Genomic DNA, 24696 nt, shown 5'->3' with positions numbered 1-24696 from the left:
TTATTTTTTTGAGGATTTGATTTTTTTTAATTCGATTCCTTTGGGGATAAATCCACTCACATCGTGCCCGTAACGCAGCAATTCCCTCACATGTGAGGAACTGACATGGGTCAGAGCAGGTTCGGTAAATAGCACAAACGTCTCAATTCCCGAAATGGCTCGGTTCATGTCGGCTATCGTTTTTTCATATTCGAAATCCATTACCGACCTGATACCCCGCAGAATATATTGTGCCCCCACCTTTTGCGCAAATTCTATGGTGAGGCAGTCGTAACTCTCCACCCTTACCCGCGGCTCGTTTTCGTATAATCCGCGGATCATGCTGAGTCGTTGATCCAGGGGGAAAAATGACTTTTTCGCTTCATTAACCCCTATCGCGATCACAATCTCGTCTACCAGCGACAATCCCCTTCTTACGAGCGACTCATGACCTATGGTGAAGGGGTCGAATGTGCCGGGAAACAGCGCGATTCTATATTTAGCGACATCCATCTGAGACATATTTATTGGGGATATGGGATGTGGGAATTACTAATTTTCACCAAATCAAGCCACCTCGTCTTCTTCAACCACCAGGTTTTCAATAATAAAGGACTGGCGTTCCGGAGTATTTTTGCCCATATAGAATTCGAGCAATTCTTTCAGGAGGTCTTCTTTCCGCATGGTCACCCTGTCGAGGCGGATATCCTCACCGATAAAGTTACGGAACTCGTCGGGCGATATCTCACCCAGCCCTTTGAATCGGGTTATTTCGGGGTTGGGCCCCAGCTCATCAACAGCGCTGAGACGCTCTTCCTCGGTATAGCAATAAAGAGTTTTCTTTTTGTTACGCACCCTGAAGAGAGGTGTTTGCAGGATATAGACATGTCCCTTTTTGATCAGGTCGGGGAAGAACTGCAGGAAGAAGGTAAGCAGCAGCAGGCGGATATGCATCCCGTCGGTATCGGCGTCGGTGGCAATGATCACTCTGTTATACCGCAAGCCGTCCATATTCTCCTCAATATTGAGTGCTGCCTGAAGGAGATTGAATTCCTCGTTCTCATAGACGATCTTCTTTGTCAACCCGAAGCAGTTCAAGGGTTTTCCCCTTAGGCTGAATACCGCCTGCAGGTTCGGATCACGGCTTTTGGTGATGGATCCGCTGGCAGAGTCCCCCTCGGTAATGAAGATGCAAGTCTTATCCCTGTCATCGCCTTTGGCATCGTTGTAATGGATACGGCAGTCCCTCAGTTTCTTATTGTGCAGGTTGGCCTTTTTCGCCCGTTCGCGGGCCAGTTTGGTCACGCCTGCTATGGCTTTACGCTCCTTTTCCGAATCGAGGATCTTTTTCTGCAATGCCTCCACCGTATCGGCATTTTTGTGGAGATAATTATCCAGTTCTTTTTTGAGGAAGTCGTTAATATGTTTGCTCACTGAGATACCGTTGGGTGTCATCTCCTTGGAGCCGAGTTTCGTCTTTGTCTGCGACTCGAACACCGGCTCTTCCACCTTGATACTGATGGCTGCCACCATACCGTTGCGGATATCGGAGTACTCAAAGTTACGGTTGTAGAACTCTTTGATCACCCGCGCGGTCGCCTCCCGGAAAGCGGCGAGATGGGTTCCTCCTTGGGTAGTATGCTGTCCGTTGACAAACGAATAATACTCTTCACCATACTGGTGGGTATGGGTGATAGCCACCTCTATATCTTCACCGAAAAGATGGATAATAGGGTAAAGTTCTTCGGAGGTGAGGTTTTCGTTCAGCAAATCCTCCAACCCGTTTTTCGAGCTGAATTTTTTATCGTTGAAAACGATGGTCAGGCCGATATTCAAAAAGACATAATTCTTCAGTAACGGCTCAATATGCTCGTCGCGGTAATGATACTCTCCAAATATTTCCACGTCAGGGGTAAAACTCACATAAGTTCCGTTTGGATTGGTGGTCGACACAATCTCCCTGTCATTCGAGAGCACACCTTGCACAAACTCCACCGCCTTCATTTGACCCTCCCGGAAACATTCCATCGCGAAAGAAGAGGAGAGCGCGTTCACAGCTTTGATACCCACACCATTCAATCCCACCGACTTTTTAAATGCCTTGGAATCATATTTGGCGCCGGTATTCATTTTGGAGCAGACATCCTTCACTTTACCCAGTGGCACACCACGCCCGTGGTCACGCACAGCCACTCTTCCATTTTCAATGGTCACCTCGATGGTCTTACCGTATCCCATCATAAATTCATCAATGGCATTGTCCAACACCTCTTTCAGAAGGACATAGATACCATCGTCATACGAAGATCCGTCGCCCAGCTTCCCGATATACATTCCGGGCCGCCGGCGGATATGTTCTTGCCACTCTAAGGTGACAATATTCTCTTCCCTGTAATTATTATCGGCTATTTGTATGTCTTTTTCCGTTTCGTTCACTATTTTATTTCATTAAAATCAGACTATTTTCCACCATGAAATGGCTCAAGCAAACTTTACCCGCCCCACTCGGCTTATAAATAGCCCCTATAAATTCTTGATAAATGCCCTCCGTCTTTTATGCTGCTTCGTTTCAAGGCCATTCCACATGGAATGCACCTTACTGTTTGCTTCCAGTTCGGGATTGCTTTCAGCATATTCGAATCCCAACCGGTTGGCAGCCGGAATAAACTCATTGAACATCAACGCATTCAATCCTTTGCCCTGATATTCGGGGTCGACAGCCACCATCAACAGGTCGAGCACATTGGTACTTTTCCCTTTCAACGCTTTGTAGAGATGATACCAACCGGTAGGGACAAACCGCCCCCTTGCCTTCTGGAGTGCTTTGGCTATGCTGGGAAGCCCTATGCCCACGCCTACCAGTTTATTGTCTTCCTGACGGATTACCAGGGTGAGGAACTCCAGGCGTAGCATCGGAATATACATATCCACATAATAGTCAATCTGACGGTCGGTCAACTCCACATATCCGTAAAGATCTTTATAGGCATGGTTAATCAGTTTAAAAATATCCCTCGCGTAAGGATAGACTTCCTTTTTACTCTGTAAATGCTTCACATCGAGCCCTGACCGTTTCTTCACGATCTCCGAGGCGCGTAGGAATCGCTCCGGCATCTCCTTGGGAATGGTAATGAGGAATTCCAACCAATCCTGATCCTTTACATATCCCATACGCTCCATATGGTCTACGTAGTAGGGATAGTTGTATATGGCGGAGAGGGTACCCATCTGGTCAAATCCCTCTACCAGCATCCCTTCATGGTCGAGGTCGGTGAAGCCGAGCGGCCCGTGCATCTTCTCCATTCCCCGTGACCGCGCCCAGCTTTCGGCCGCACCAAAAAGGGCATCCACCACTTCATTATCATCAATAAAATCCACAAAACCGAATCGGGCATTGCGCTCGTTCCATCTCTCATTGGCTTTATGGTTGATGATAACACCAATCCTGCCCACGATTTCATCGTCGCGGTATGCCAGGAAATAGTTCGCGTCACAATGATCGAATGCCGGATTTTTACTCCGGTCGAGTGTGGCTCTCTCATCGTAGATCAACGGAGGAACAAAATATTCATTCCCTTCATAGAGATCGATACCGAATCGGATGAATTTCTTCAAATCATCTTTCGTCCTGACTTTATTGATTATAACTGACATGTTTTGCTTTCGTAAATATGATTTTTACACCGATGGCAAAGATAGTGATTTTTTTATTGAAAGATCAACAGGATTTTCATTCTTTCAACTTCTCCTTGTATATCTGCCATCTGTCTATCACGTCACGTACATAATTGATCGTTTCGTCGGCCCTGAAATAACCGTTCTTGCAAACCGGATCGCTGTAATACTGCTTTAAACGTTTCAATTGCAGATAACGTTCCACATTCCCTTCCCAGACCTCTTTGTCGCCACCGTGTTTTTCGGTGAGCGCCAATGCGTCGAACAGATGGCCGAGGCCTCCGTTATAGGCAGCTAAAGCCATTTTTATCCTCTCATCAGGGTTATTGATAAAACGGAAAATATGAAGCAGATTTTTCAGGTATGCCGCGCCTGCGCTGATGTTTTTCTCAGGATCAAAGAGCTGCTCTCCTTCCGCTCCCAACGAAGCGGCAGTAGCCGGCATTAACCCCATCAGCCCTGTGGCGCCCGCCCATGATTGTCCCTCCATCTCGAATCGCGACTCCTGATAGGAGACCGATGCAAGCAGCCGCCAGTCGATTCCCGACTCTTTCCCATATCGTTTGAAATAGGAATCAAAAGGTGAAATAACCCCATGGCCTGAAATCTCCCGGAAAGAGGGTTTTGAGGAGAGGGAATAACCTTTTGTTTCTTCAAAATAGCGTTTGATGATGCGCAGAAAAGCAGGTCCGGAAGACCGTTTCCCGATCCAACTGTCGAGCGAATCAGCAAGCAGGGGGGTATCTTTTCTCACCACCCACGAAGAACGCTGGTCGAAGCTGACCGGAAGATCCACATTCAGGTTTCCGAAATAGGTGTGATTGAGCAGGGCCAGGTCATCGTCAGCCACTGTATAGGCGACCTCTCCCCGGGAAACCATCCGGATCAGATCTTCCACAACAATCGTGTCACTGTCTACCCTGTCGATCAGAATACCTCCTCCCAGTTCGTCATTAAGGTTATTCATCCTCTCCAGGTATTTCGACTTATCGATCACCGTCACCTGCTTACCGATCAATCCGGTCACATCGGTCAGCAAGGTATCCCCCCGTCCCGCGCGTTGCACCAGCACCTGATGCGAAATCTGCTGGAGCCCGCAATAAAGCACCGAGTCTTTCAAGGCATTGGTGAAGGGCATGCCGTAGGCAATCAGATCGGCCTCCTTATTGTGTAGCATTTGCAACATAGCACCTGTATTTCCGGCGACGATGATCTCCGGGACTAACCCGTGATATTTGCAGAAATCACGGATCATATCGTAATGGTATCCCATAGGTTGATCCCGATAGATGAAATAGGAAGTGGAGGTGTTCAGGGTAAGCACGCGTAACGTATCCGACTGCAAAATATGAGGAAAGTCATACGCCCCCTCCTGCCTGTTCCATTTTCCGCATGACAGGCACAGGCCGGCGAGAAGCAGTGAAAACAACAGCACTCTGTTCCTTCGATTTGAACTATTCATTTTCAACAGCGTATCATGTAACTTCAGCGAACAATCCTTATGTTCGTCGCATACTTTTTTCAAGTAAAAAACGGGACAAATATAGTGAAATCCGGGAGAAAAGCCAAACTTGTTTGAGCTTATCCGAGGCGCACCCATGTTATGAAAAGATAGAAAAATAATCGGGTATTCCTTTGGTGCTCTTACAGCTATCCGCTATTTTTGCAATGAATTCACAATTGTTGCCTATTGATTGTATGAACGGGACAATAAACCGCATCCTACTATGCTTGTGCCTTTTATTTTCCGTTTCCTGTAGCCGGGAACGGGATGAAGGTCCCTACGACCAATCGGTGGAGAATGGGCTCGATACCCGAATCCGTGAACTCGAAATCCGGTACAACCTGGCGGAATCCGAGAACAAAGCGCTGAAAGCCGAAGCCCGGAACCGTTTAATGCTGACAGTAGGAGGTTTTGTCCTGTTGTTGGCAGTCATCCCCACAATTTATTTTGCCAAACAACGCAGTATTGTCAATCACCTAATTAATCAAACCGTTATGGATATGAGGAAAGTGTGTTACTCAATAGTTTTGATTTTCCTGTTCGGTTTTTCATGTGGAAATCAAGAGAGGAGCTCGCGCGATGAAACGTACGCGAGCACATTGCAAGAGTTGAGAGAGTTTATCGAGAAACCAGATAGCCTGCTTACTCAAAATGAACTCGTGAAAAGAGACAAACTGTTCAATCTGGTCTTAGAGAAAGTCGCTATTAAAAACAATCAGTTTTACAGCTCTGCTACTGCCAAAGATTTTATTGACAAAGGCCTTTCAAAATATTATTACGATATTTTAGAAAAATCGCTTGCGGAAACAAATCAATGGGTGAAAGATGAAAATATAACTAATCTGGATTCAATGGCCCAAAGTTCAATGAATTTTCTTTTCAAAAAGGAATGAAGCCTCCTTTCATTCATGTCATTCATGGCAGGATTGCCTTTTGGATCTTCGGAATCCAAGGACGCTCCTGCCTACATGAAGAAAGGCGGCACAAACATTTTCCCATTCCGGCAAGCCGCCTGCCGGACATACACACATGTCCAGCAGCAATCCAAGTGACGCAGATTATTACGTTAAAATAACTATCAAGGGATTGGACACTTTATTTATTACAATGGCGCATTTCATTATTATTAAAACTTGCCAAACTGTTGATTTTAAAATATTTTCTCAACTTTTGAATTTTGAATAAATGAGGATTTTTATTATTCTATCCATTCTATTCTTATTTCCAAAAAATATCGTCATGTCCCAATCAATAGATCATATAGGTGGAGGACGATATTTAAAGACAATTGAAAACAATGTGCTTCATCCGGGAGTAACGGAAGAGGGAAACAGGTATAATCTGGAACATAAATCGGTAATTGATCGGTTGTTTTTCGGAACACAAAACTCTTTTGTAGAGTTTGTTTTTACGGATTCTCCCGAGGGGAGCAATGACGCTGTTGCATTCCGTATTATAAAAAAACAGCAAGACAACTCCTATGAATTGGAAGTGACGCGTTTGCAAAATGTGCTTGATGTGTATTATAAAAAATTAAAGTATGTGGTATCGGAAAAGACCACACCAATAACTACTCCTTTTTGGTTATCAACAGCGATTTCTAATGAAACCAAGGATCAGATAAAGGAACACAACAAGCAAGCAGCCCTTCTAAAAAATAGTGATGATCTATACAAACCTTATCGTCCCACACCCTTGAAACTTCAGATTAGTAAAGAGTTCGCTGAACAATTGCACAAAAGAACTTCAATACTGATCGAAAATTTCAAAGGAGTAGGAGTTCCCTTAAATATTACGGATGGCTCCGAAGTTACATTCCGTTGCGTTATGGACGATGAATTATGGACTTTATGGATTCATTGCCCTCAGGGAAAGGCGCTCCGGTTGTCCGATTTTTTCAGAAAGATGATAACAGACGGATTCGACAATCGATTCATTGAGCTGGAATACCTCAAATTATTGGAATAAATTGAATGAACTACCTCGTCCTCTTGCGCCGAGGTAGTTCATTATGGAGGAGCTGTTCAAAGTGAAGATAACGCCAAAAACTTATTACAAAATGAAATATTTTCTCGAAAGTGTTCTTTTCGCGTTTTTCGTCTTTTCCTCGGGCTGTTCCCATAAAGAGGACAGCCCGTTGGAAGAGGTTCTAACGGAACGTCCATTGACCTGTTTGTAGAGAACTATACCGAACAGGTAGAAATATTTATCCGGGAAAGCCCCATTTACCATATTGTGGAAATAAAAGAATTAGAAGACGAAGGATTAATATAGTAAACACCCTATCTTTACATTTAATAAAGATAAGGAATTTCACATAAATAAAATGATATATATACATAAAGTAAAGAATATTAAACCTATTGAGGAACGGAACACTTTTCCCTACAATATTCACTCGATCGTGAATTTAAATGAATTGGGATTTCGGAAAAGCGTCACATTTATCACGGGTGAAAACGGATCAGGCAAATCCACATTGGTTGAGGCCATAGCCATCAATGCGGGGTTCAATCCTGAAGGGGGAGGTCGTAATTTCAATTTCCGGACGCGAGATTCACATTCAAATCTGTTTTACCATTTAAAACTGATCAGATCAGCATATCGTGAAAAGGATGGTTTTTTTCTTCGAGCGGAGAGCTATTACAATTTTGCATCAAATATGGATGCATTAGACGCTGAACCCGGTGGTACCCCGATAAAACAATATTATGGGGGAAAATCACTTCATGAACAATCACATGGGGAAAGTTTCTTGGCTTTACTCGTGAACAGATTATATGGGAAGGGACTTTACATATTTGATGAACCTGAAGCCGCATTGTCGGTAAGCAGCCAGTTCAAGATGCTAGTCAGAATGAAAGAATTGGTGGACAAAAATTCACAGTTCATCATCGCCACGCACTCTCCGGTCTTAATGGCATACCCCAATGCTGATATATACGTAGTTTCAGAAAGAAGGATTGAATTGATTGATTACGAAAGTACGGAACAATACAAATTAACGAAGTACTTTGTCAATAACTACCGGAAATTCCTTTCTGAGTTAGGTCTATAGTAATAGCTATGCTACAAATAACACTTTGCCAAATCATGCTTAGAAAAATTCGGGAATAATTTCAAAACAGTTTCTAATAATATTATTCATATATGAAATCATCAAGGAAAGTGCCATTCATTTTTGTTTTTTGCCTTGCCAATATCTTTATGTTGACTTCTTTCACGGGCAAGTATAGTAAGGAGAAAAAAACAAATTTATTCGAATATGGCAGTGTAATGACAAGTGAGGATAACTTGAAAAATCTTTTCAAGAATTTTCCCATTTTTATAGAAAACGGAAAAGATATTGATTTTATCTCCTATCGGTTCGTAGGAACGATACGGGATAAAAAGGATGCGAAAAAATATGTTCAAAAAAATTTTGATGATTTAATTCCTATCGGATGGCTTATGTCTTATCCTGATAAAAACGGGCACCTCAAAGAAACGTCTTATGTCAGATTAGACATACAACCAATTCGTGAAACCAAATCAGAATTAAAAAAAATGGCAAAAACAATCTCCGAAGAATATATACACCCTGGGGATGAAGTATATATGGTTAGCTATGTTTTCAATTTGCAAAAGCATGTCCATTACATATTTATAAATCCAACGACTAAAAAGGTTTTACTGAAAGGAAATATCTTTGGAATAGAAATACCCTCATCACATTTTGAAAATATTGAATCAAGGAAGAATAAACCATAAGTTATTTTTTAGATTTATTCTTTATTTTAGAGATTACGACAATTTATGGACAGATGGATCCCTCTACACCCGGTTCGGGGAAAATTACCAGAATAAAGGATTCAAGTGGGAATACGGTTCTAACATTTGATACTGTTCCAAAAAGTGTGTCCGAGTAGGTAAAAATAAGAAAGTCTGTAAATTTAAAGTACAAAAATTATACACTAAATTATAGCTTCGACTCTTCGGAGGGGACTCATCGGCAGTTTTTCTGTTACACAAACAGGGGGGTATCGTGCAAAGCACCTGTAGATTAATCGTGTGATTTGAAAAACGGATAAAAAGATGAGACATATAGAACCAAAATTTCTCATTTTCCCGCTATTTTTCTTATATTTGTCCACTTGTCTTACACCGGACTCACGTTGATTAAAAACATAAAAACGAATGATTATGAAGAAGTTATTTTTATTATCGATTTTGACAATCGCTTTCACCGCGAGCGTTGTCGCCCAAGACAAGCTCTCGGATATAAAGCACTTATTGGAACTGATCAATTCCGAGCAAATGAGCCAGAACATGCTCAATGCAATGATTCCAGCTTTAAAACAACAGATTGCCTCGCAGGTCAAGGAAAACAGCGCGAAGGAGAAAATCGATAAAATGATGGATGCCTTGACGAACGAGATGATGGAAGAAGTGAAAGAATTAACGCATAAACTGAATAGCGTGGAGTTGGTGAATATCTACGACAAGCATTTCACTCAAGAGGAGATCAAGGATTTAATCGAATTTTACGAGTCTCCTACAGGCAAAAAGATCCTCGTAAAGAGTCCCGAAATCGCCCAGGAGTTGATGAACGTCATGATGATCAAGTATATGCCCGAATTTCAAATGAACTTAAACAAAAGATTTGAAGAACTCAAACAATGAGGATATCAGATAATACAATATAACTATAAAAGCAATTAAGAGATGTACATCATCTCTTTCAAGAAAGAGGTTTTGAACAATTCAGGAGATTTGGCGGAGGAGTTGTATTATTGTCCGGTAAATCTTTTCAAATTAACCATATTTTAATGGGGGCGATAACAATGAAACATCCATAAGTTGCGGGCATTTAGACACAAATAAAGGCTCTTATGCGCAAAAAGACAACTTATTAATGCATAATCAATATTTATAAAATAAGAAAAAATCGCTATTTTTGCAGGGAACCGGGTGCGAGTTGAGTAATGACTATGAGTGCGTCATTTACAGTGAACCATTGAATTGAGAAGTGAAATATCGAAAATGAAATGAAGATGTTACAATCAAAAATCAAGACCGATGAAACCCTGTCTCAGGATCCTTCTCCTTGTCTTATTCTTCGGCTTCACAGGCATGGCGCGGTCGCAACAGCATGAGGATTGGCGTGAATTCATGGAACAGCTGGCCGAGGAGGAAATGAACGAAACCGCCATTGAAAACATGCATGAAGAGCTGCTGCAACTGGAGAATAACCCCATGAACCTGAACATGGTATCCCGCGAACAACTGGAAAATTTCCCGTTGCTGTCCATAGAGGAGGCCGATGCCATTTTCCGTTTCCTGGAAAGGAATCGCCCCCTTTACACGGTGTTTGAGTTGAGGAATGTACCTCTTCTCAATATCAAAACCGTGGAAATGATTCTTCCCTTTTTCCATGTAGGGGAAATGGGAAAAAGAGAAACCCGCTTACAGGCGACTGATATGCTGAAATACGGCCGCCAGGAAGTCCAGTTCCGTTTTGACAAAACCTTGACGCCCCGCGCCGGCTACGGCGAGTTTCCGGACAGTATCCTTGAACGGTATCCCAACCGGAAATACCGAGGGGAGGATTTTTACACCTCTCTCCGCTATTCATTCCGTTACCGCGACAGAATACAGATGGGTTTTACCGCGGAAAAAGACGCGGGAGAGCCTTTCTTCCAACCAGACTATCCTAAAGGATATGACCACTATGGCGCCCACTTGATCATTCATGACATAGGGCGACTAACCACGGTCGCCCTGGGAGATTACCGGCTCTCTTTTGGCCAGGGATTGGTATTGAACAACGACTTTATGATCAGCAAATCATGGAGCAGTGCCAATATTGCCCGACGCACATTGCCACCCAAACGCCATTTCTCCACCGCCGAAAATGGCTTCTTCAGGGGTGCCGCCGCAGTAGCAGAATTGGGAAATTTCTCCGTCACCGGCTTTTATTCCGATAAAAGGATCGACGCCAACCTGTCGGACGAAGGCGATATCACCTCTTTTAAAGTGGATGGCCTGCATCGCACCCCACTGGAAATCGAGAAGAAAAAGAATACGCGGGAACAGGTGGCCGGAGGCAACATCAATTTCCGGAAAGATCGCCTGCAACTGGGTATCAGCGGCATATTCCATCGATACGACAAGATGTATAACCCCACACTCCGGGACTACAATCTTTACTCCTTACGGGATTCCTCTAATCTCAACGCAAGTATCGATTACTCTTTTCAATTCCCGGGATTGATTTTTGCAGGAGAGACAGCCATTGCCAGAAACGGCGCGGTGGCCACGTTGAACACCCTGCGGTACCGCTTCTCCGGCAACCTCTCTTTTTCCCTGCTCCACAGGCATTACCCCATCTCTTACAATGCCCTGTATGCCCAAGCGTTCTCGGAAGGGGGCAACGTACAAAACGAACAGGGATTGTATGTCGGCGCGGAATTCAGTCCATTTTCAAAATTCTCAGTGACCGCTTATGCTGATTTCGTCCGGTTTCCCTGGTTGAAATATGGAATAGACACGCCGTCGAATGCGGTGGACCTCTATCTTCTGGGAACCTATACCCTGTCGCGTCAATCATTTCTGGAAGCACGATACAAGTACAAACAAAAGGAGAAGAATACCGCCTGGCCGGATGAAAACAGCCGGTCGGTACTCCCCTATGCCACCCATAAATTCCGCTTCAGGTACTCCCTCGATCTCCGGAGCGGGTGGAATTTCCAGACTACCGCCGACAGGGCGCATTATAAAGAGAAACACTTCCCTGCCGAAAACGGATTTATGCTCTCACAAAATATCGGCTACCGGGGAAGGGGACCGTTAACCGGAGACGCTTATCTGGCCTGGTTCAATGCCGACACCTACGATGCAAGGCTTTATTCCTACGAACGGAACCCGCTGAACACCTTTCACATGCCCTCTTTTTACGGAAAAGGCTACAGGCTGGCATTTTCCGCGAAATACGCGGTCAACGGCAATCTCTCTTTCTCCGTGAAATTCGGACACACCCGCTATTTCAACCGCGACACCATCGGAACCGGTACCGAACTGATCGACGGGAACAACCGTACCGATATCTTCACCTACATCAGATGGGTGTTTTAGGGATGCGAAATAGTTTGTACATTTGTGCACAAAATCAGAAAAGGCATGCCCACTCCACTCCTTCAAATCGACAAGCTGACCAAAAGCTTCGGTGATCTGGTATTATTCAGCGATATCTCTTTCGGCATTGCAGAAGGGGATAAGATAGGACTGATTGCCCCGAACGGATCGGGCAAAACCACCCTGTTGAACATACTGTCCGGCAAAGAGCCGTACGAGAACGGAAGGGTGGTATTCCGCAATGATATCCGACTGGCTTATTTGGAACAGTCCCCGGTTTTCGACCCTGAAATGACGGTGTTGGAAACCTGCTTCAGCACCGATAGCGAAACAGTGAAGCTGATCGCCCGCTATGAAGAGATGATCTCTTCCGGCAACCAGAAAGGGCTGGATGAACTGCTGGCACACATGGATCTCCACAACGCGTGGGATTACGAACAGCGTATCAAACAGATATTGACACAATTAAAGATCACCGATTTTCATCAGAAAACAGGAGAGCTCTCCGGCGGACAAGTAAAACGGGTGGCGCTGGCCAATGTGTTGATCAGCGAACCGGAACTGCTGATCATGGATGAGCCGACCAACCACCTCGACCTGGAGATGGTGGAATGGTTGGAAGAACATCTCACCCGCAATAATATCAGCCTGCTGATGGTGACGCACGACCGCTATTTCCTCGACCGCGTCTGCAACCAGATACTCGAGATCGATGAAAAACGGCTCTTTTCCTATAAAGGCGGCTATTCCTATTATTTAGAGAAACGGGATGAGCGGGTCATGGCGCAAAATGCCGAAACCGAAAAGGCCAGGAACCTGCTCAGGAAAGAGCTGGACTGGATGCGGCGGCAACCACAGGCCAGGGCCACCAAAGCCAAATCGCGCATCGACGCGTTTTATTCGCTCGAGGAGAAAGCCCAACAGAAAAAGGAGGAACAAAATATCCGCCTGGCCGCAAAGGGCAGCTATATCGGGAAAAAGATCTTCGAGGCGAAAGAGGTCGGCAAGCGGTTCGGCGAGGTCAGGATCACCGAGAAATTCAACTATATCTTCACCCGTTATGAAAAGATGGGCATCGTGGGAAATAACGGTACCGGAAAAACCACATTCGTGAAGATGCTGCTGGGACTGGAAGAACCCGACAGCGGCGGTTTTGACATCGGCGAGACGGTCAATTTCGGCTATTACAGCCAGGAGGGGCTGCAATTCAACGAACAGACAAAAGTGATCGATGTGGTACAGGCTATTGCCGAAGTGATCGACCTGGGTGACGGCCACCGCCTGACCGCCTCCCAGTTCCTGCAACACTTCCTCTTCCCGCCCGAGAAACAACATAATTATGTATACAAACTCAGCGGCGGTGAAAAACGGCGACTCTACCTTTGTACGGTGCTGATCAAAAATCCCAATTTCCTGGTGCTGGACGAGCCGACCAACGACCTTGACATTCTTACCCTGAATATACTGGAGGAGTATCTTGCAGGCTTCAAGGGATGCCTTATCGTAGTGTCGCACGACCGCTATTTCATGGACAAGGTGGTAGACCACCTGCTGGTCTTCCATGGCAACGCCCAGATTCAGGACTTTCCGGGAAACTATACCCAATACCGGGAATGGAAAGTGGCGGAGGAGAGAAAAACGGCAAAAGAAGAAAAAACGGCCGGCGGCAACCCCAAAACCCCCACATCAGTACAGGAAACGCCATCCCACAAGAAAAGACCCGAAGAGAACAAAAAACTCTCCTTCAAGGAAAAACAGGAGTTCGAAGGGCTGGAACAGCAAATTGAACAATTGGAAACGGAGAAGGCTCAGATCAGTGAAGAGCTCTCCTCCGGAAACCTCTCTACCGAAGAACTGATGAACCAATCGAACCGCCTGGCCGAACTGATCGATCTTATTGATGAGAAAACCATGCGCTGGCTCGAACTCAGCGAACGCGATTAAAAACAAAAATGCAGTACAACGAACTATTTGCCCGCACAGAACTGCTGATTGGCAGGGAAGCGATGCGATCGCTCGCCGCAAAAAAAGTAATCCTTTTCGGGGTGGGCGGCGTAGGCAGCTGGTGTGCCGAAGGATTGATCCGCGGCGGGATCATGCACCTTACAATTGTCGACCCGGACAAAGTGGCGATTGCCAACAGCAACCGACAGCTAACCGCTACTACCCGAACAATGGGACAGTTGAAAGTGGAAGTACTTAAAAAGCGGCTTCAGGAAATCAACCCCTCCGCCACTATCAACGCAATCCCGGAAATTTACAGCGCCGGCTCATCCTCCTCATTTCAACTCGAACGGTATGACTACGTGATCGACGCTATCGACTCACTAGCACACAAAGCGCACCTGCTCACCGCGGCATCGGAAAGCGGAGCCACGGTCTTCTCCTCTATGGGCGCGGCACTCAAGATAGACCCGCAACAAATCAGGGTGGCGGAGTTCTGGAAAGTACGTGGGTGCAAGCTGGCATCGGCATTACGTGACCGCCTGCGGAAAGGAGAAAAATTACAAAAACCGATCTTGTGTGTCTACAGCGAGGAACGACTCCCCAACAGAGGCAGGGAAGCCCTGCCCCATGCCGATGAAAAAGGCAGCTTCCGTAAGGCGCAGACCAACGGCACCATGGTGCAGGTGACCGCCGTCTTCGGCTTCACTCTCTCGGGCCTGGTAATTCAGGATATCATCAAGAACGGGAATTCCGGCAAACCATCACCATTCCTTTAACTTTCGATGCCAATGGATTGAGTGACACCCGGATTATGGAGTTACACACAGATAGAAGCAACGCGGTTCCATTATTTTTCCTGACTTTATGAATACGTCACCCATTTTGGTTTAGCCATTCATCGGTCTCGATGATGTAAGCGATGTCTCGCTCTCGCTTCGATGTGTAGATGGTCTTGGTCAGAGTCTTTCCGTTTTCTGGAAGGTCGACGTCAAGGGTTACGATGACCTCAGCGATTCTCACGACGCTATCGACAGAGTGCGGGCATCCGGAGGCTTTAAGCAACCTTTCAAGTTTCTCGTATACCTTCAGGACGACGAAGCTGATGCATACATGCGCTTCAATCCGCCTCTCGGTGAATTGGAACATCGGCCGCACTTGCGGATGGCCTCATTGGCCTCGTCCAGTGCTTGAAATGATTGAGGCTGAAGACCTCCTCTTCAAGTGTCCTGTGGAACCGTTCGATGCATCCGTTGCATTTTGGCCACGTCACAAACGCCTTTGACATGTTCAGCCCCAAGAACTTCATCCCAGCCATGAAATCGTTTGAGCCATACTGGGAGCCATGGTCACTCCTAAGTTTGAGGGCCATGCCCTTGCAAACATCCTTTTCAACCGTTTCCGACTCGCCGCGTAACAGTTCCAGCACCACTGTGCTCTTGAACTTCGCTGATTTTCTTCCGTTTGCCATATGAACACAAAATTACTCTTTTCTTGGTCTTATTTTGTGCTCGGTCAAATTTGCGGCTAATATAGTCAAGTAGAACATCTTCTTTGCATTTCAAATCGTCACGCAATTAAAATCTCTCAAAACTGCGATCTACAAAACATTTTAATGTGCTATTTTTGATTTAAGTGCCCACTAATGTCATAATTTATCAATTAAATCAACAGGCAACTCAATAATTTTAGCTATTTCTTGTGAATGATACCCCTTTGATTTCATGTTACGAGCTACCTTTAGTAGCTTTGGGGTCAATTTTTTATCATCGAAAAACATATTACCTAAATACTCTAACGCTCTTTGAATCTTTTCTTTACCCTCCTTGCTATTTATATCAATTCCTGCAAATTCAGATAGGCCGGAATGTAGAACAAGATAATATATTCCTCCAATAACCAAAGCGGAAACAGCATCTATCTCAACCTGCGAATTCTCAAATATTTTTTTATATTTATCCACGAGTGGCAATGTATGAAATTCACGTAATCTGGCGGTTCTTATAGTAGTATCATTGAATGAATCTATTTCCCAGCGTAATAACTGTTGCATTCCTTTATTGCCTTGCAGCGATTCGAGTAAATTAGTCAGTATAGATATATACTGCTTTTGGGGATTATCTACAAACTCAATCTTTTTTATGACTTCACCAAACCAATAATCGTACTTTTTTACAAATTCATCTATAAATTCATCCAAATCCTTGTAACGATTATAAAATACTATAGGTTCAATTTCTGCCTTTTGCATAATTGATGTTACGGTGATATTATGAAATCCCTTTTCCTTAATAAGCTCTAATGCGGCATTATTAATGATGTCCTCTAATTCTTGTTTAGTACGCCGCTTTCTGCGTATTTTTAACTGGCTCCCCATTTGATATGAAATTAATTTTTCTATTTATCTCAATCAAAGCATTGACAAGTTGGTCTAAATGCTGCTTTTCATGAGTAGCAAGAATACTGACTCTAATTCTTGCTTCTTTAATCCTGACAGCCGGATATACAATACCAACTGTAAAGATACCACTTTTCTGTAACAAATTTGCTACTTCATAGACTTTATTGTTATCTCTTATCATAATAGGAAAAATAGGAGAAAGTGATTTTCCAATATCAAAACCATTCAAAGTCAGATTCTTTCTAAGGTAGTTCACATTATCCCATAATTTGTGCCGGATTTCAGGCATATTTCTTATAAGTTCCAAAGACTTCAATATGGAAGCTGTAACCTGTGGTGTTATTGCTGCCGAGAATACATTACTATCGGCATAATACTTGAGGTATTGTATCAACTTCTTCGATGATGCAACAAATCCTCCCACACAACCAAAGGCTTTGCTGAATGTTCCGGAAATAATATCCACTTTACCCAAACAATCAAAATGTTCCGCAGTTCCACGGCCATTTACGCCCATAACTCCCATGCCATGTGCATCATCCATCATTAGCATTGCATCATACCTCTGACAAAGATTGATAATTTCCGGTAATCTGGATAAATCTCCATCCTGAGAATAAACACCGTCAATAATTACCAGTTTTGTCAAATATTTATCCTGTACATCTTTTAATACTGTCTCCAGATGTTCTAAATTATTATGCCCTATACGTTTCACATTAGTCCCTTTTAAACCGGACAGTGCACTTGTATGAATAAACGGGTCTATAATAGCGATGTCATTCTTTCCCAGAAGCGCATTTAAAACACCTGCATTTGCACCAAAACCGGAAGAAAACAGTATGGCATCTTCCTGGCCGGTAAAATCGGATATTTCCCTCTCTAACTGTTCGTGAATATCAAGGTATCCTCCAATAACTTGTGCCGCACAAGCCCCGGTTCCATACATAGTAAGTGCTGATATACCTGCCTGAATAGTTTCAGTACGTTGGGACATTCCAAGATAGTCATTGGATACGAAAGAAATGACTTCCCGATCCTGGCTTAACTTCATCTTGGCTCCTATTCCTGAATATGATTTGATCCAATAAGTCTCATACCCAAATTGCGCCAACTGGTTAATATACTTCTGAAATTCTTCTGCACGCTCTGTGGCAGATAGATTCAACGACAATTCAAAGTCTTTTAAAGAATAATAGGTAGTTTGATTTTTCATAATGCAACGATGATTGTATTTTATAAATTGCAAATGTATGAATTTTACAAGAAAAAAACATATAATATGCTCGTAAATTATAATAATGATATCCCTCTGAAAAAGTTTGAATACATTAGAGATTGTAGGGTAAATCCTTTTTGATCTTCAAAATGGTTAGAACGTAAAACCCAAATATAAAGCCGTAACGTCACATAAGATATCTCGTTTCCATGAAAAGGATGTTTAAATATTCAGGCAATAGAGTCATCAGCATCCATCTTTATAGTTAGTATATATTTATAATTCTAAATTGTTAAGCTTTATAAAGCTGTTTTTGTTAATAATTACAAATTAAATGTAAATTGGATACTATTTAAGCAACAAAATTGATATCAAATACATTTATACAATATAAATTGTATATATTTGGATGCGCTATGAGAATACGTGATTAGCAATTTAAAATTTACCACTTATGAATTACAGTAAAACACTAAACAAGAAACATCAATTGGTAGTTTTGTTGACTATCTTGATCAGTCTTTGTATGGCATTCTCCATATATGGACAAGATTTCCCACAAAACAATGACATGCGCAAATCTCTGGACTTCATGTTCGAGCATTTAGACAGAAATTCTGTCCCAAAGGGTCTACTAAGAGACTATGCGGTTGAATATGAAGATCTTGATCTTTTTATCGGTAGAGGTCCACTGGAAGATGATAATATCGGAACAGTAGTACGCTTTGGAAACTTACTCAAAACTATTAGCTCTTCTGCAGTAAAAGAAGACCCCCTTGAGGGTCTTGAGAATTCTATCAAAAACATTAAACGAAAAAATAATTCTGGTGAATTGACTCTAGGAATTATGCTTTATGAATATGCAAGAATTAAAGCAAATGCTTTGACCGACGGACTTATTCGGTATGAAAATGGACAAGTTTATAATACTAATAAGAAGGAAAGCCCATATCAGTCAGAATTTGTATTTGCCGGATCTTGTCTGGAAACTTCAACCCAACAATCTAATGTGACCTTTTCTTTACCTTCCGCTTTATTTCTTACAAATTGTAAAATAAAGAATTTAGAAATTGATTTCGGTACGGGATTTAAGAATATCAATCCGGATAAAAAAGTAAATGCAAATTTGAAAACAGGCATCAATAAAGTAATCATAAGAGCTACATTACAAGATGGTCAAATCTTATCTGCTCATACTATAATACAAGTAGAAAACTTAGTTTCAGAAATCCAAACTCGTGCTATCACAAATAAAGATAGTTTGATTGCACATTATTCTACAACTATCCAAGGTCAAAATTACAGAGGTATCTCAACTTCTGCTGAAGTTACCATCAGCTATGCACCGGGAAATTATTCTCTTAGAAAGCCCTTAATCATAGTTGAAGGATTCGATCCACGTGTTGATGCAGCAACACCAAAAGGTAGCTGGAACTTTAACAGGATCAAACGTGAATCGAATATTATTGCTTTAAATAAAATATATGGTTACGATATTGTATATGTAGACTGGGTTAAGTCTCAAGAATATATACAAGCAAATTCTTATACACTAAAAAGTGTAATAGAGTGGATCAATAGTAATAAAATAGGTAATGAAACTAATGTAATAGTGGGACATAGTATGGGAGGATTAATAGCTAGGTATGCCCTTAAAACAATGGAGAACCAAGGTGTTCGACATCAAGTTTCGACATACGTCAGTTATGATTCACCACATCTGGGAGCACATGTCCCTTTAGGTGTACTCTATGCATTCCATGGCATATTATCCTTTCTTGAAGGACATAGTGTGATGGATGCGCTTATCAACACATTTACACCTGCGAATGCATATATCGGACTAGGTAAATCTATGGCTTATTCCACTGCTGCTCAACAAATGCTTGTACACTATGTAGATCCAGCCGGTAACTATAACAATCAGGAACATATTCAATGGCAAAATGAGTTGAAGACGCTTGGCTTTCCTAAAGGTGATCTGGGGACAAGTTTTAAGATGCTTGCAGTATCTAATGGTAGTTACAGTCAAGTAAGCGTTCCCCCATATTATTTACAAACAAGTTTTTCAGCAGGAACAGATATTGGAAGTACATTTTTGCCAAGAGTATTAGGGTTAGCTGTGGGAATTGGACTTAATGATATTGTGGCAGGTCTTCTTACTGTCTTACCAGGAAGAACAAGTATTAATGGTTCATTCGATATTTATCCTGCTCACGCGAGTGGGGATTTAGTAACTAGAATCAGGCTTCAATATAAAAAGACATTTCTGTGGATTGTTCCCATTTCAAAGAATTTATTTTCTTATGATAAAAACTATCAAGGGGGTCTTTTCTATGATACTTATCCAAGTTCTTCTTATGCACTCATTCAAGATGATCAAGGTTTACCTATTACAGAAAAAGATAAAATGGGTATTCCTCTCATTTTTGATTTTGGATATGATGTGAAACTAAGTCCCCGTATTCCATTCGTTCCGAACTCAAGTGCTTTAGCCTATGGAGACGGTATAAACATCATTCCGGCTAACTTCCTTTCACCTCCTCATGGTACTTCCTCCCCATTTGGTGAGAATTATTATACACACTCAACCACTCGTTCACATTCGTTTTTTACGGATGATGCTTTAATCTGGATGATTCAAAGACTCTCTACTTCTATTGTTGGGCCTAAAGTTGGTACTAATGGAGCTCAATATAGCTTATCGAACACGACAGGAAGCGTAACCTGGAGTAGTAGCAATACTTCAATTGCAACGATTAATTCGAGCGGAGTTCTTACAGTTAATGGAACAGGTATAATAACTCTTACAGCTAAACATGGAGGAAATACATATAGTCAAATGATAATGGTTGGAATGCCACGGTATATACTAACCGCCTCCCATGAACCTGGTGGTTATGAAATAAATGCCGAGTGCATTGATAATCAATTTAAGGATTATCTATCAAATCTTAATGGAGTTCTAACATATAATTGGGGTGTAAAATATCCTAGTCGGGAAATTCGTTGGCTTGAAGCAGATGTTCCAAGTTTGAAAATAGATTTACGAGGACAAAATGAAAGAGTAATTGTATACTTGGAAGTAATAGATGCCCTCGGAAATAAATCGGCACTGCAACATATCGAAATAAATTCACAAGATGTATATGTAGCAGAGAATCAAAACTTATATATAGACGCACAAGGTGTGTTATACAAAGAGAATAAAACAAAGTATTTATATAATTCAGCAAGATTATATATTTCATATAGAGCAAATATTCCCGACAAATACAAGGAAAGAGAGTGGATGGCTACAACCACCATGGTTCTAAAACCCTTTAGTGTTACTAGTGTAGTTGACGCTCGAAGTGGGGGGCCTCTGATTAAAAATATTCTTCCGCAAGATGAATTAGATTATATTAAAAATAATTCAACCAATAACCAAGTATATAGGTATACTCTTATATTGTTGAATTATAGTAGCCGGGCAATTCAATTTGTACCTGTAACATTTACATACGTAACTAATATATAAGATTATGAGTGAATATAGGCTTTTAATAAAACACTTTGTTTGGATTATCGTGCTTTCCACATTTATGTGCGGATGCGAGAAAGAACTTAAAGGATACGAAAAAATAGTTGGTACAGCAACAATTAACGGTAAGGATTATAAAGAGTCAACTTGGTGGGCTTGGAATTTCAAAGGATATCCTTCGTCCATGAGACTTTATGAAAACTATAAGATTTTTCATTTTATAGCAAGATTGTCTCCGGAAAAAGTCGATGAACCCTCTTATTCGATTTACTTTTATGTTACTGTTGAAGAGAATCAATTCAAAACAAATCATCCCTATAAGATTGATTTTTATTCCGATGAATTGGTTGTTGAATCATTAGACTGGTGGGATATATTACCTTATCTTTCCAAGAATAGGAACAATGTTCTTATTGAAGATGTAGATGGAATTGCTTATGCATTTTCAAACACATCCGATTTATCTACACCATTTAAAGGTGAACTTGTTTTGGAAAGTATTGATAATCAATCAAAGGTTTGTCATGGATATTATTCCCTTATCTCTCCTGAGAATGGTTCAGTGAAACTTGTGATTAATGGAAAATTTGAGATTGTGACGGCTATTATTAATCATGAATATTAAAATTTTATTGCTATGAAATCAAATAATAAATTTTCGTTTTTTCTTTTAATTATGTTAGTTGGTTTAGTATTGTCATGTAATGATGAAATACCACGTGACAATAATGAAACCATTGTCCCGGACGAGAGAGTATCTATAGAGTCAGATAATGAAGCCCTTTATAGATATCAAACGAATAAGGAAATCATACTTCACAGTTTGATTCAATATGATGAAAATAAGCAAATATATTTTCTTGATGCTAGCGAGAAAGATATTGAAAAACTTGGTATTTCCAGTGAAGCTTATCAAGACGGACTATTACGAGTAGAACAATTGAACCAAATTAATATAGAACGTCAATGAGTTGTTTAATTTTTAAACTATTAAGCGTATGAAAACATTACTTAGAACATGGGTTGTAACCCTTTTAGTATTCGCAGGTATATTGTATTCCTGCTCGGATGAAGATTATCAGTCTTTGGATAATCTCTCCGCAACTGGTGAAGTTGAGTATAAAGATGCTCTCGATTTTATCGCGACGCTATCACCTCAACAGCAAGAGAATCTCGAAAAAACTGGAGATATTTTTCTTCCAGAGCAACGAAAGGATTCTTGGAACGATATTATAGCTGAAGATGTCCCAACCCGTTGGGGTGTTTTCGATAATCCATTCAAGCCACAGACTAGAGCTGCCGGGATTTGGGGGTCTTATCCGGCACAGTATTGGACAATGGTCAGGTTGAAGATAGCAGTCCTTAGTTTACGTGTTAGGGATGCAATTAATGCTGCAGTAGATGAAATTGAAACCGAAACTAATGTGAGGTTCTACAATTCACAAAATGACCCAAAATATTATGAACCCGGTCATATTGAATTTCCAAACGTTTTCATTGATTATTCAAACGGTAATAACGAGGGTAGTGGCAGTTTTGGTTTAGTCGGTGGCGAACAGAAGATTTTTGTTCCACGTGACTTTGATAATCCAAATCTATATACGGATGAAGAAGTTATTGCTTTTTTGATGCATGCTTTTTGTAATGCTGCTGGTATGTTCAATGAACAAATGAGAAAAGATAGGGACAGTTATGTTAGTATTAACTTAAACAATGTGAAGGACGGTTGCAAAATTCAATTCACTAAACAAGACAAAAACTATACGATGTTGGGGAATTTTGACTATAACTCTATAACAATGGCATCTTCCAAAGCATACAGTAAGAATGGACTTAATACTATAACTAAAACAGGAGGTGATTTAATCGCAAAGAATTATCATCTCTCTCAGTTAGATAAGAATTTCCTGAATAATTTTTATTTACCCTATATTGCTCGAAATGATCTTTGGATTGAACTGGATAATACCGTTTACTATAACGGTAGAATTCTAACAAATGCAGAGAGATTGGATTTGCAGAGGCAAATGAATCAGCAAAGAGGGCTATATGGTGATCCTCCTGCAGGTGGGCGCATAGAAAGTCAACCGTGGTAGTTATATCGTCTTATTATTGATCTGAATCAGGTGCAATCATCTCTACCTTTAAAGATAGGCTCCGAAACTGACAACCCTATTTTTCAAAAGCAGATTTTAATGCCTGTATAGAAGAACAGGGCTGTATTCTATGTTTGAATTGATAATTTTAGAAACATCTATTCTTGTAATAACACCTGTTGATATTGTACCGTAATACATTCTTATCATAAAGTACTGTTAGATTATAATTTAAAATTTTATTTGTATGAAAACAAAAAAGCAAAGTATCGTTTATCTTTTAATGACGTTTCTATTATTTTACTCTTCAACGTCTGTTCTAAATGCTCATTCCGGTAGTGAAATCGAAGCCAGTAGTGAAATCCAATCCGGGACACCCATCTATATGCGACCAAATACAACTACGCGCATTGGATATGTTTTTTACCCGCAGGCAACCAAGCATGAGTCTTCAATTGATATAATGGTTTATAACTGGGATCACGAGGCTGTGGTTTATATTGAAGGAACCAATATTTATTATAGATTTAATGTTAATGGAACGGGTTATTGTGGCATAGATATTTCGAGTTTGATTAAAGGAAGGGCGTATAACATTCTTGTAGATTTTGATGGTGTGGAATATATTGGCACCTTTGTGAAATAAAATAAAGCTGCTTTTTTATATTTTTTATAATAATGTTTCCTTGGCCAGTTAATGCTATTAAAATATTATTTTATCCATTTCACATGCAAGCCTCAATAGTTGCCTGATAATCGCATAATTAGGATAATAAAGTAGGTGGTACTACTTTATTATCCTACTGCTCAAACTACTCCCCGAAAGAACGGCTGTACTGTTGACAGATTCCAATCGTAGGACGGACCTTCCTCCACCAAACTTAGTATTGGTTACCCGTTAATTGTGTGGGAAAAACTTGCGATCTCCAAAATCTGAACCTGATAAGAATGAATACATCCCTACAAAGACAGCAGATAAAGGTGGTATCCTACCCTATCTGAACAATCAGAGAGAGAGAAAGTGAAACAGAATTTAATTTATATTACCAGTACTTTCTGTGACGAGACTGTGCCATCTCGGGTCCTGACTTTTACTATATAAACTCCTTTAGGAAGATGGGATGACGAATAGGAGCCCCTGTTTATACTGATATCAATGGTCTCGTGATGGATCTTTATCCCCGATGAATAGAAAATCTCCCATTCGACCAATTCATAGTTTGATTCGATAAATATCCGTTT

21 protein-coding genes are annotated in these 24696 nt (G+C 41.5%); 13 read left to right on the top strand and 8 right to left on the bottom strand.

The genetic code is table 11. The features are described 5' to 3' along the window. The 4 genes from coaD to D7D25_RS03750 all read right to left on the bottom strand — a co-directional run bounded on the left by coaD (position 1) and on the right by D7D25_RS03750 (position 5116). A complete protein-coding gene (gene coaD, locus D7D25_RS03765; protein ID WP_185140209.1) occupies positions 1–501 on the bottom strand; it encodes a pantetheine-phosphate adenylyltransferase in 501 nt (166 codons plus the stop codon). 45 nt (positions 502–546) lie between these two features. Then, a complete protein-coding gene (locus D7D25_RS03760; protein WP_122967635.1) occupies positions 547–2415 on the bottom strand; it encodes a DNA topoisomerase IV subunit B in 1869 nt (622 codons plus the stop codon). Positions 2416–2502: 87 nt separating this feature from the next. Continuing rightward, positions 2503–3633, bottom strand: coding sequence for a GNAT family N-acetyltransferase (locus D7D25_RS03755; protein WP_122967634.1), 1131 nt, complete (start codon positions 3631–3633; stop codon positions 2503–2505). 76 nt (positions 3634–3709) lie between these two features. Then, positions 3710–5116: a transglycosylase SLT domain-containing protein gene (locus D7D25_RS03750; protein WP_122967822.1), complete on the bottom strand. Its 1407-nt coding sequence runs from the start codon at positions 5114–5116 to the stop codon at positions 3710–3712. Positions 5117–5352: 236 nt separating this feature from the next. On the opposite strand from D7D25_RS03750, the gene D7D25_RS03745 reads away from it, so the two are divergent. The 8 genes from D7D25_RS03745 to D7D25_RS03705 all read left to right on the top strand — a co-directional run bounded on the left by D7D25_RS03745 (position 5353) and on the right by D7D25_RS03705 (position 14994). Next, positions 5353–6051, top strand: coding sequence for a hypothetical protein (locus D7D25_RS03745; protein ID WP_148038842.1), 699 nt, complete (start codon positions 5353–5355; stop codon positions 6049–6051). 346 nt (positions 6052–6397) lie between these two features. Next, positions 6398–7126, top strand: a complete 729-nt coding sequence (locus D7D25_RS03740) for a hypothetical protein (RefSeq protein ID WP_122967632.1) — start codon at positions 6398–6400, stop codon at positions 7124–7126. A gap of 358 nt (positions 7127–7484) precedes the next feature. Next, the gene (locus D7D25_RS03730; protein ID WP_122967630.1) at positions 7485–8216 is read left to right on the top strand and encodes an AAA family ATPase; all 732 of its coding nucleotides are present in this window, start codon (positions 7485–7487) and stop codon (positions 8214–8216) included. A 92-nt stretch (positions 8217–8308) separates the two neighbouring features. Continuing rightward, entirely contained in the window at positions 8309–8908 is a 600-nt protein-coding gene (locus D7D25_RS03725; protein WP_122967629.1) for a hypothetical protein, read from the top strand. Positions 8909–9340: 432 nt separating this feature from the next. Next, entirely contained in the window at positions 9341–9820 is a 480-nt protein-coding gene (locus D7D25_RS03720) for a DUF2059 domain-containing protein (protein ID WP_158602529.1), read from the top strand. Positions 9821–10216: 396 nt separating this feature from the next. Further along, positions 10217–12271: a helix-hairpin-helix domain-containing protein gene (locus tag D7D25_RS03715; RefSeq protein WP_122967627.1), complete on the top strand. Its 2055-nt coding sequence runs from the start codon at positions 10217–10219 to the stop codon at positions 12269–12271. A gap of 45 nt (positions 12272–12316) precedes the next feature. Then, the gene (locus tag D7D25_RS03710; RefSeq protein ID WP_122967626.1) at positions 12317–14215 is read left to right on the top strand and encodes an ABC-F family ATP-binding cassette domain-containing protein; all 1899 of its coding nucleotides are present in this window, start codon (positions 12317–12319) and stop codon (positions 14213–14215) included. 8 nt (positions 14216–14223) lie between these two features. Continuing rightward, a complete protein-coding gene (locus tag D7D25_RS03705) occupies positions 14224–14994 on the top strand; it encodes a ThiF family adenylyltransferase (protein ID WP_122967625.1) in 771 nt (256 codons plus the stop codon). Between the two features lie 341 nt (positions 14995–15335). Here the strand turns inward: D7D25_RS03705 and D7D25_RS03695 are convergent, their stop codons facing one another. The 3 genes from D7D25_RS03695 to D7D25_RS03685 all read right to left on the bottom strand — a co-directional run bounded on the left by D7D25_RS03695 (position 15336) and on the right by D7D25_RS03685 (position 17832). Beyond that, a complete protein-coding gene (locus D7D25_RS03695) occupies positions 15336–15686 on the bottom strand; it encodes a hypothetical protein (RefSeq protein WP_122967623.1) in 351 nt (116 codons plus the stop codon). A gap of 177 nt (positions 15687–15863) precedes the next feature. Then, positions 15864–16592 (bottom strand): TetR/AcrR family transcriptional regulator, encoded by a 729-nt coding sequence (locus D7D25_RS03690; RefSeq protein ID WP_122967622.1) that lies wholly within the window; start codon positions 16590–16592, stop codon positions 15864–15866. Next, positions 16552–17832, bottom strand: a complete 1281-nt coding sequence (locus D7D25_RS03685) for an aminotransferase class I/II-fold pyridoxal phosphate-dependent enzyme (protein ID WP_122967621.1) — start codon at positions 17830–17832, stop codon at positions 16552–16554. The genes D7D25_RS03690 and D7D25_RS03685 overlap by 41 nt, the downstream gene beginning before the upstream one ends. Before the next feature lie 457 nt (positions 17833–18289). On the opposite strand from D7D25_RS03685, the gene D7D25_RS03680 reads away from it, so the two are divergent. The 5 genes from D7D25_RS03680 to D7D25_RS03660 all read left to right on the top strand — a co-directional run bounded on the left by D7D25_RS03680 (position 18290) and on the right by D7D25_RS03660 (position 24100). Next, positions 18290–21355 carry an Mbeg1-like protein gene (locus D7D25_RS03680; protein WP_122967620.1) on the top strand — a complete coding sequence of 1022 codons (3066 nt, stop codon included), beginning with the start codon at positions 18290–18292 and terminating at the stop codon, positions 21353–21355. Positions 21356–21359: 4 nt separating this feature from the next. Next, complete coding sequence (locus tag D7D25_RS03675; RefSeq protein ID WP_148038841.1) at positions 21360–21983, top strand: hypothetical protein; 624 nt, start codon at positions 21360–21362, stop codon at positions 21981–21983. Between the two features lie 12 nt (positions 21984–21995). Beyond that, positions 21996–22328, top strand: coding sequence for a hypothetical protein (locus D7D25_RS03670; protein WP_122967618.1), 333 nt, complete (start codon positions 21996–21998; stop codon positions 22326–22328). Between the two features lie 28 nt (positions 22329–22356). Further along, the gene (locus D7D25_RS03665) at positions 22357–23454 is read left to right on the top strand and encodes a M12 family metallopeptidase (protein ID WP_122967617.1); all 1098 of its coding nucleotides are present in this window, start codon (positions 22357–22359) and stop codon (positions 23452–23454) included. Positions 23455–23701: 247 nt separating this feature from the next. Beyond that, a complete protein-coding gene (locus D7D25_RS03660; protein WP_122967616.1) occupies positions 23702–24100 on the top strand; it encodes a hypothetical protein in 399 nt (132 codons plus the stop codon). Positions 24101–24492: 392 nt separating this feature from the next. On the opposite strand, the gene D7D25_RS03655 is transcribed toward D7D25_RS03660, so the two are convergent. Next, positions 24493–24696: T9SS type A sorting domain-containing protein (locus tag D7D25_RS03655; protein WP_148038840.1), on the bottom strand; the 204-nt coding region annotated here is incomplete at its 5' end.

This window comes from Proteiniphilum sp. X52 (assembly GCF_003712195.1).
GTDB lineage: Bacteria > Bacteroidota > Bacteroidia > Bacteroidales > Dysgonomonadaceae > Proteiniphilum.
The sequence above is the reverse complement of the archived record's forward strand: the minus strand, read 5'-3'. Positions and strand labels throughout refer to the sequence as shown.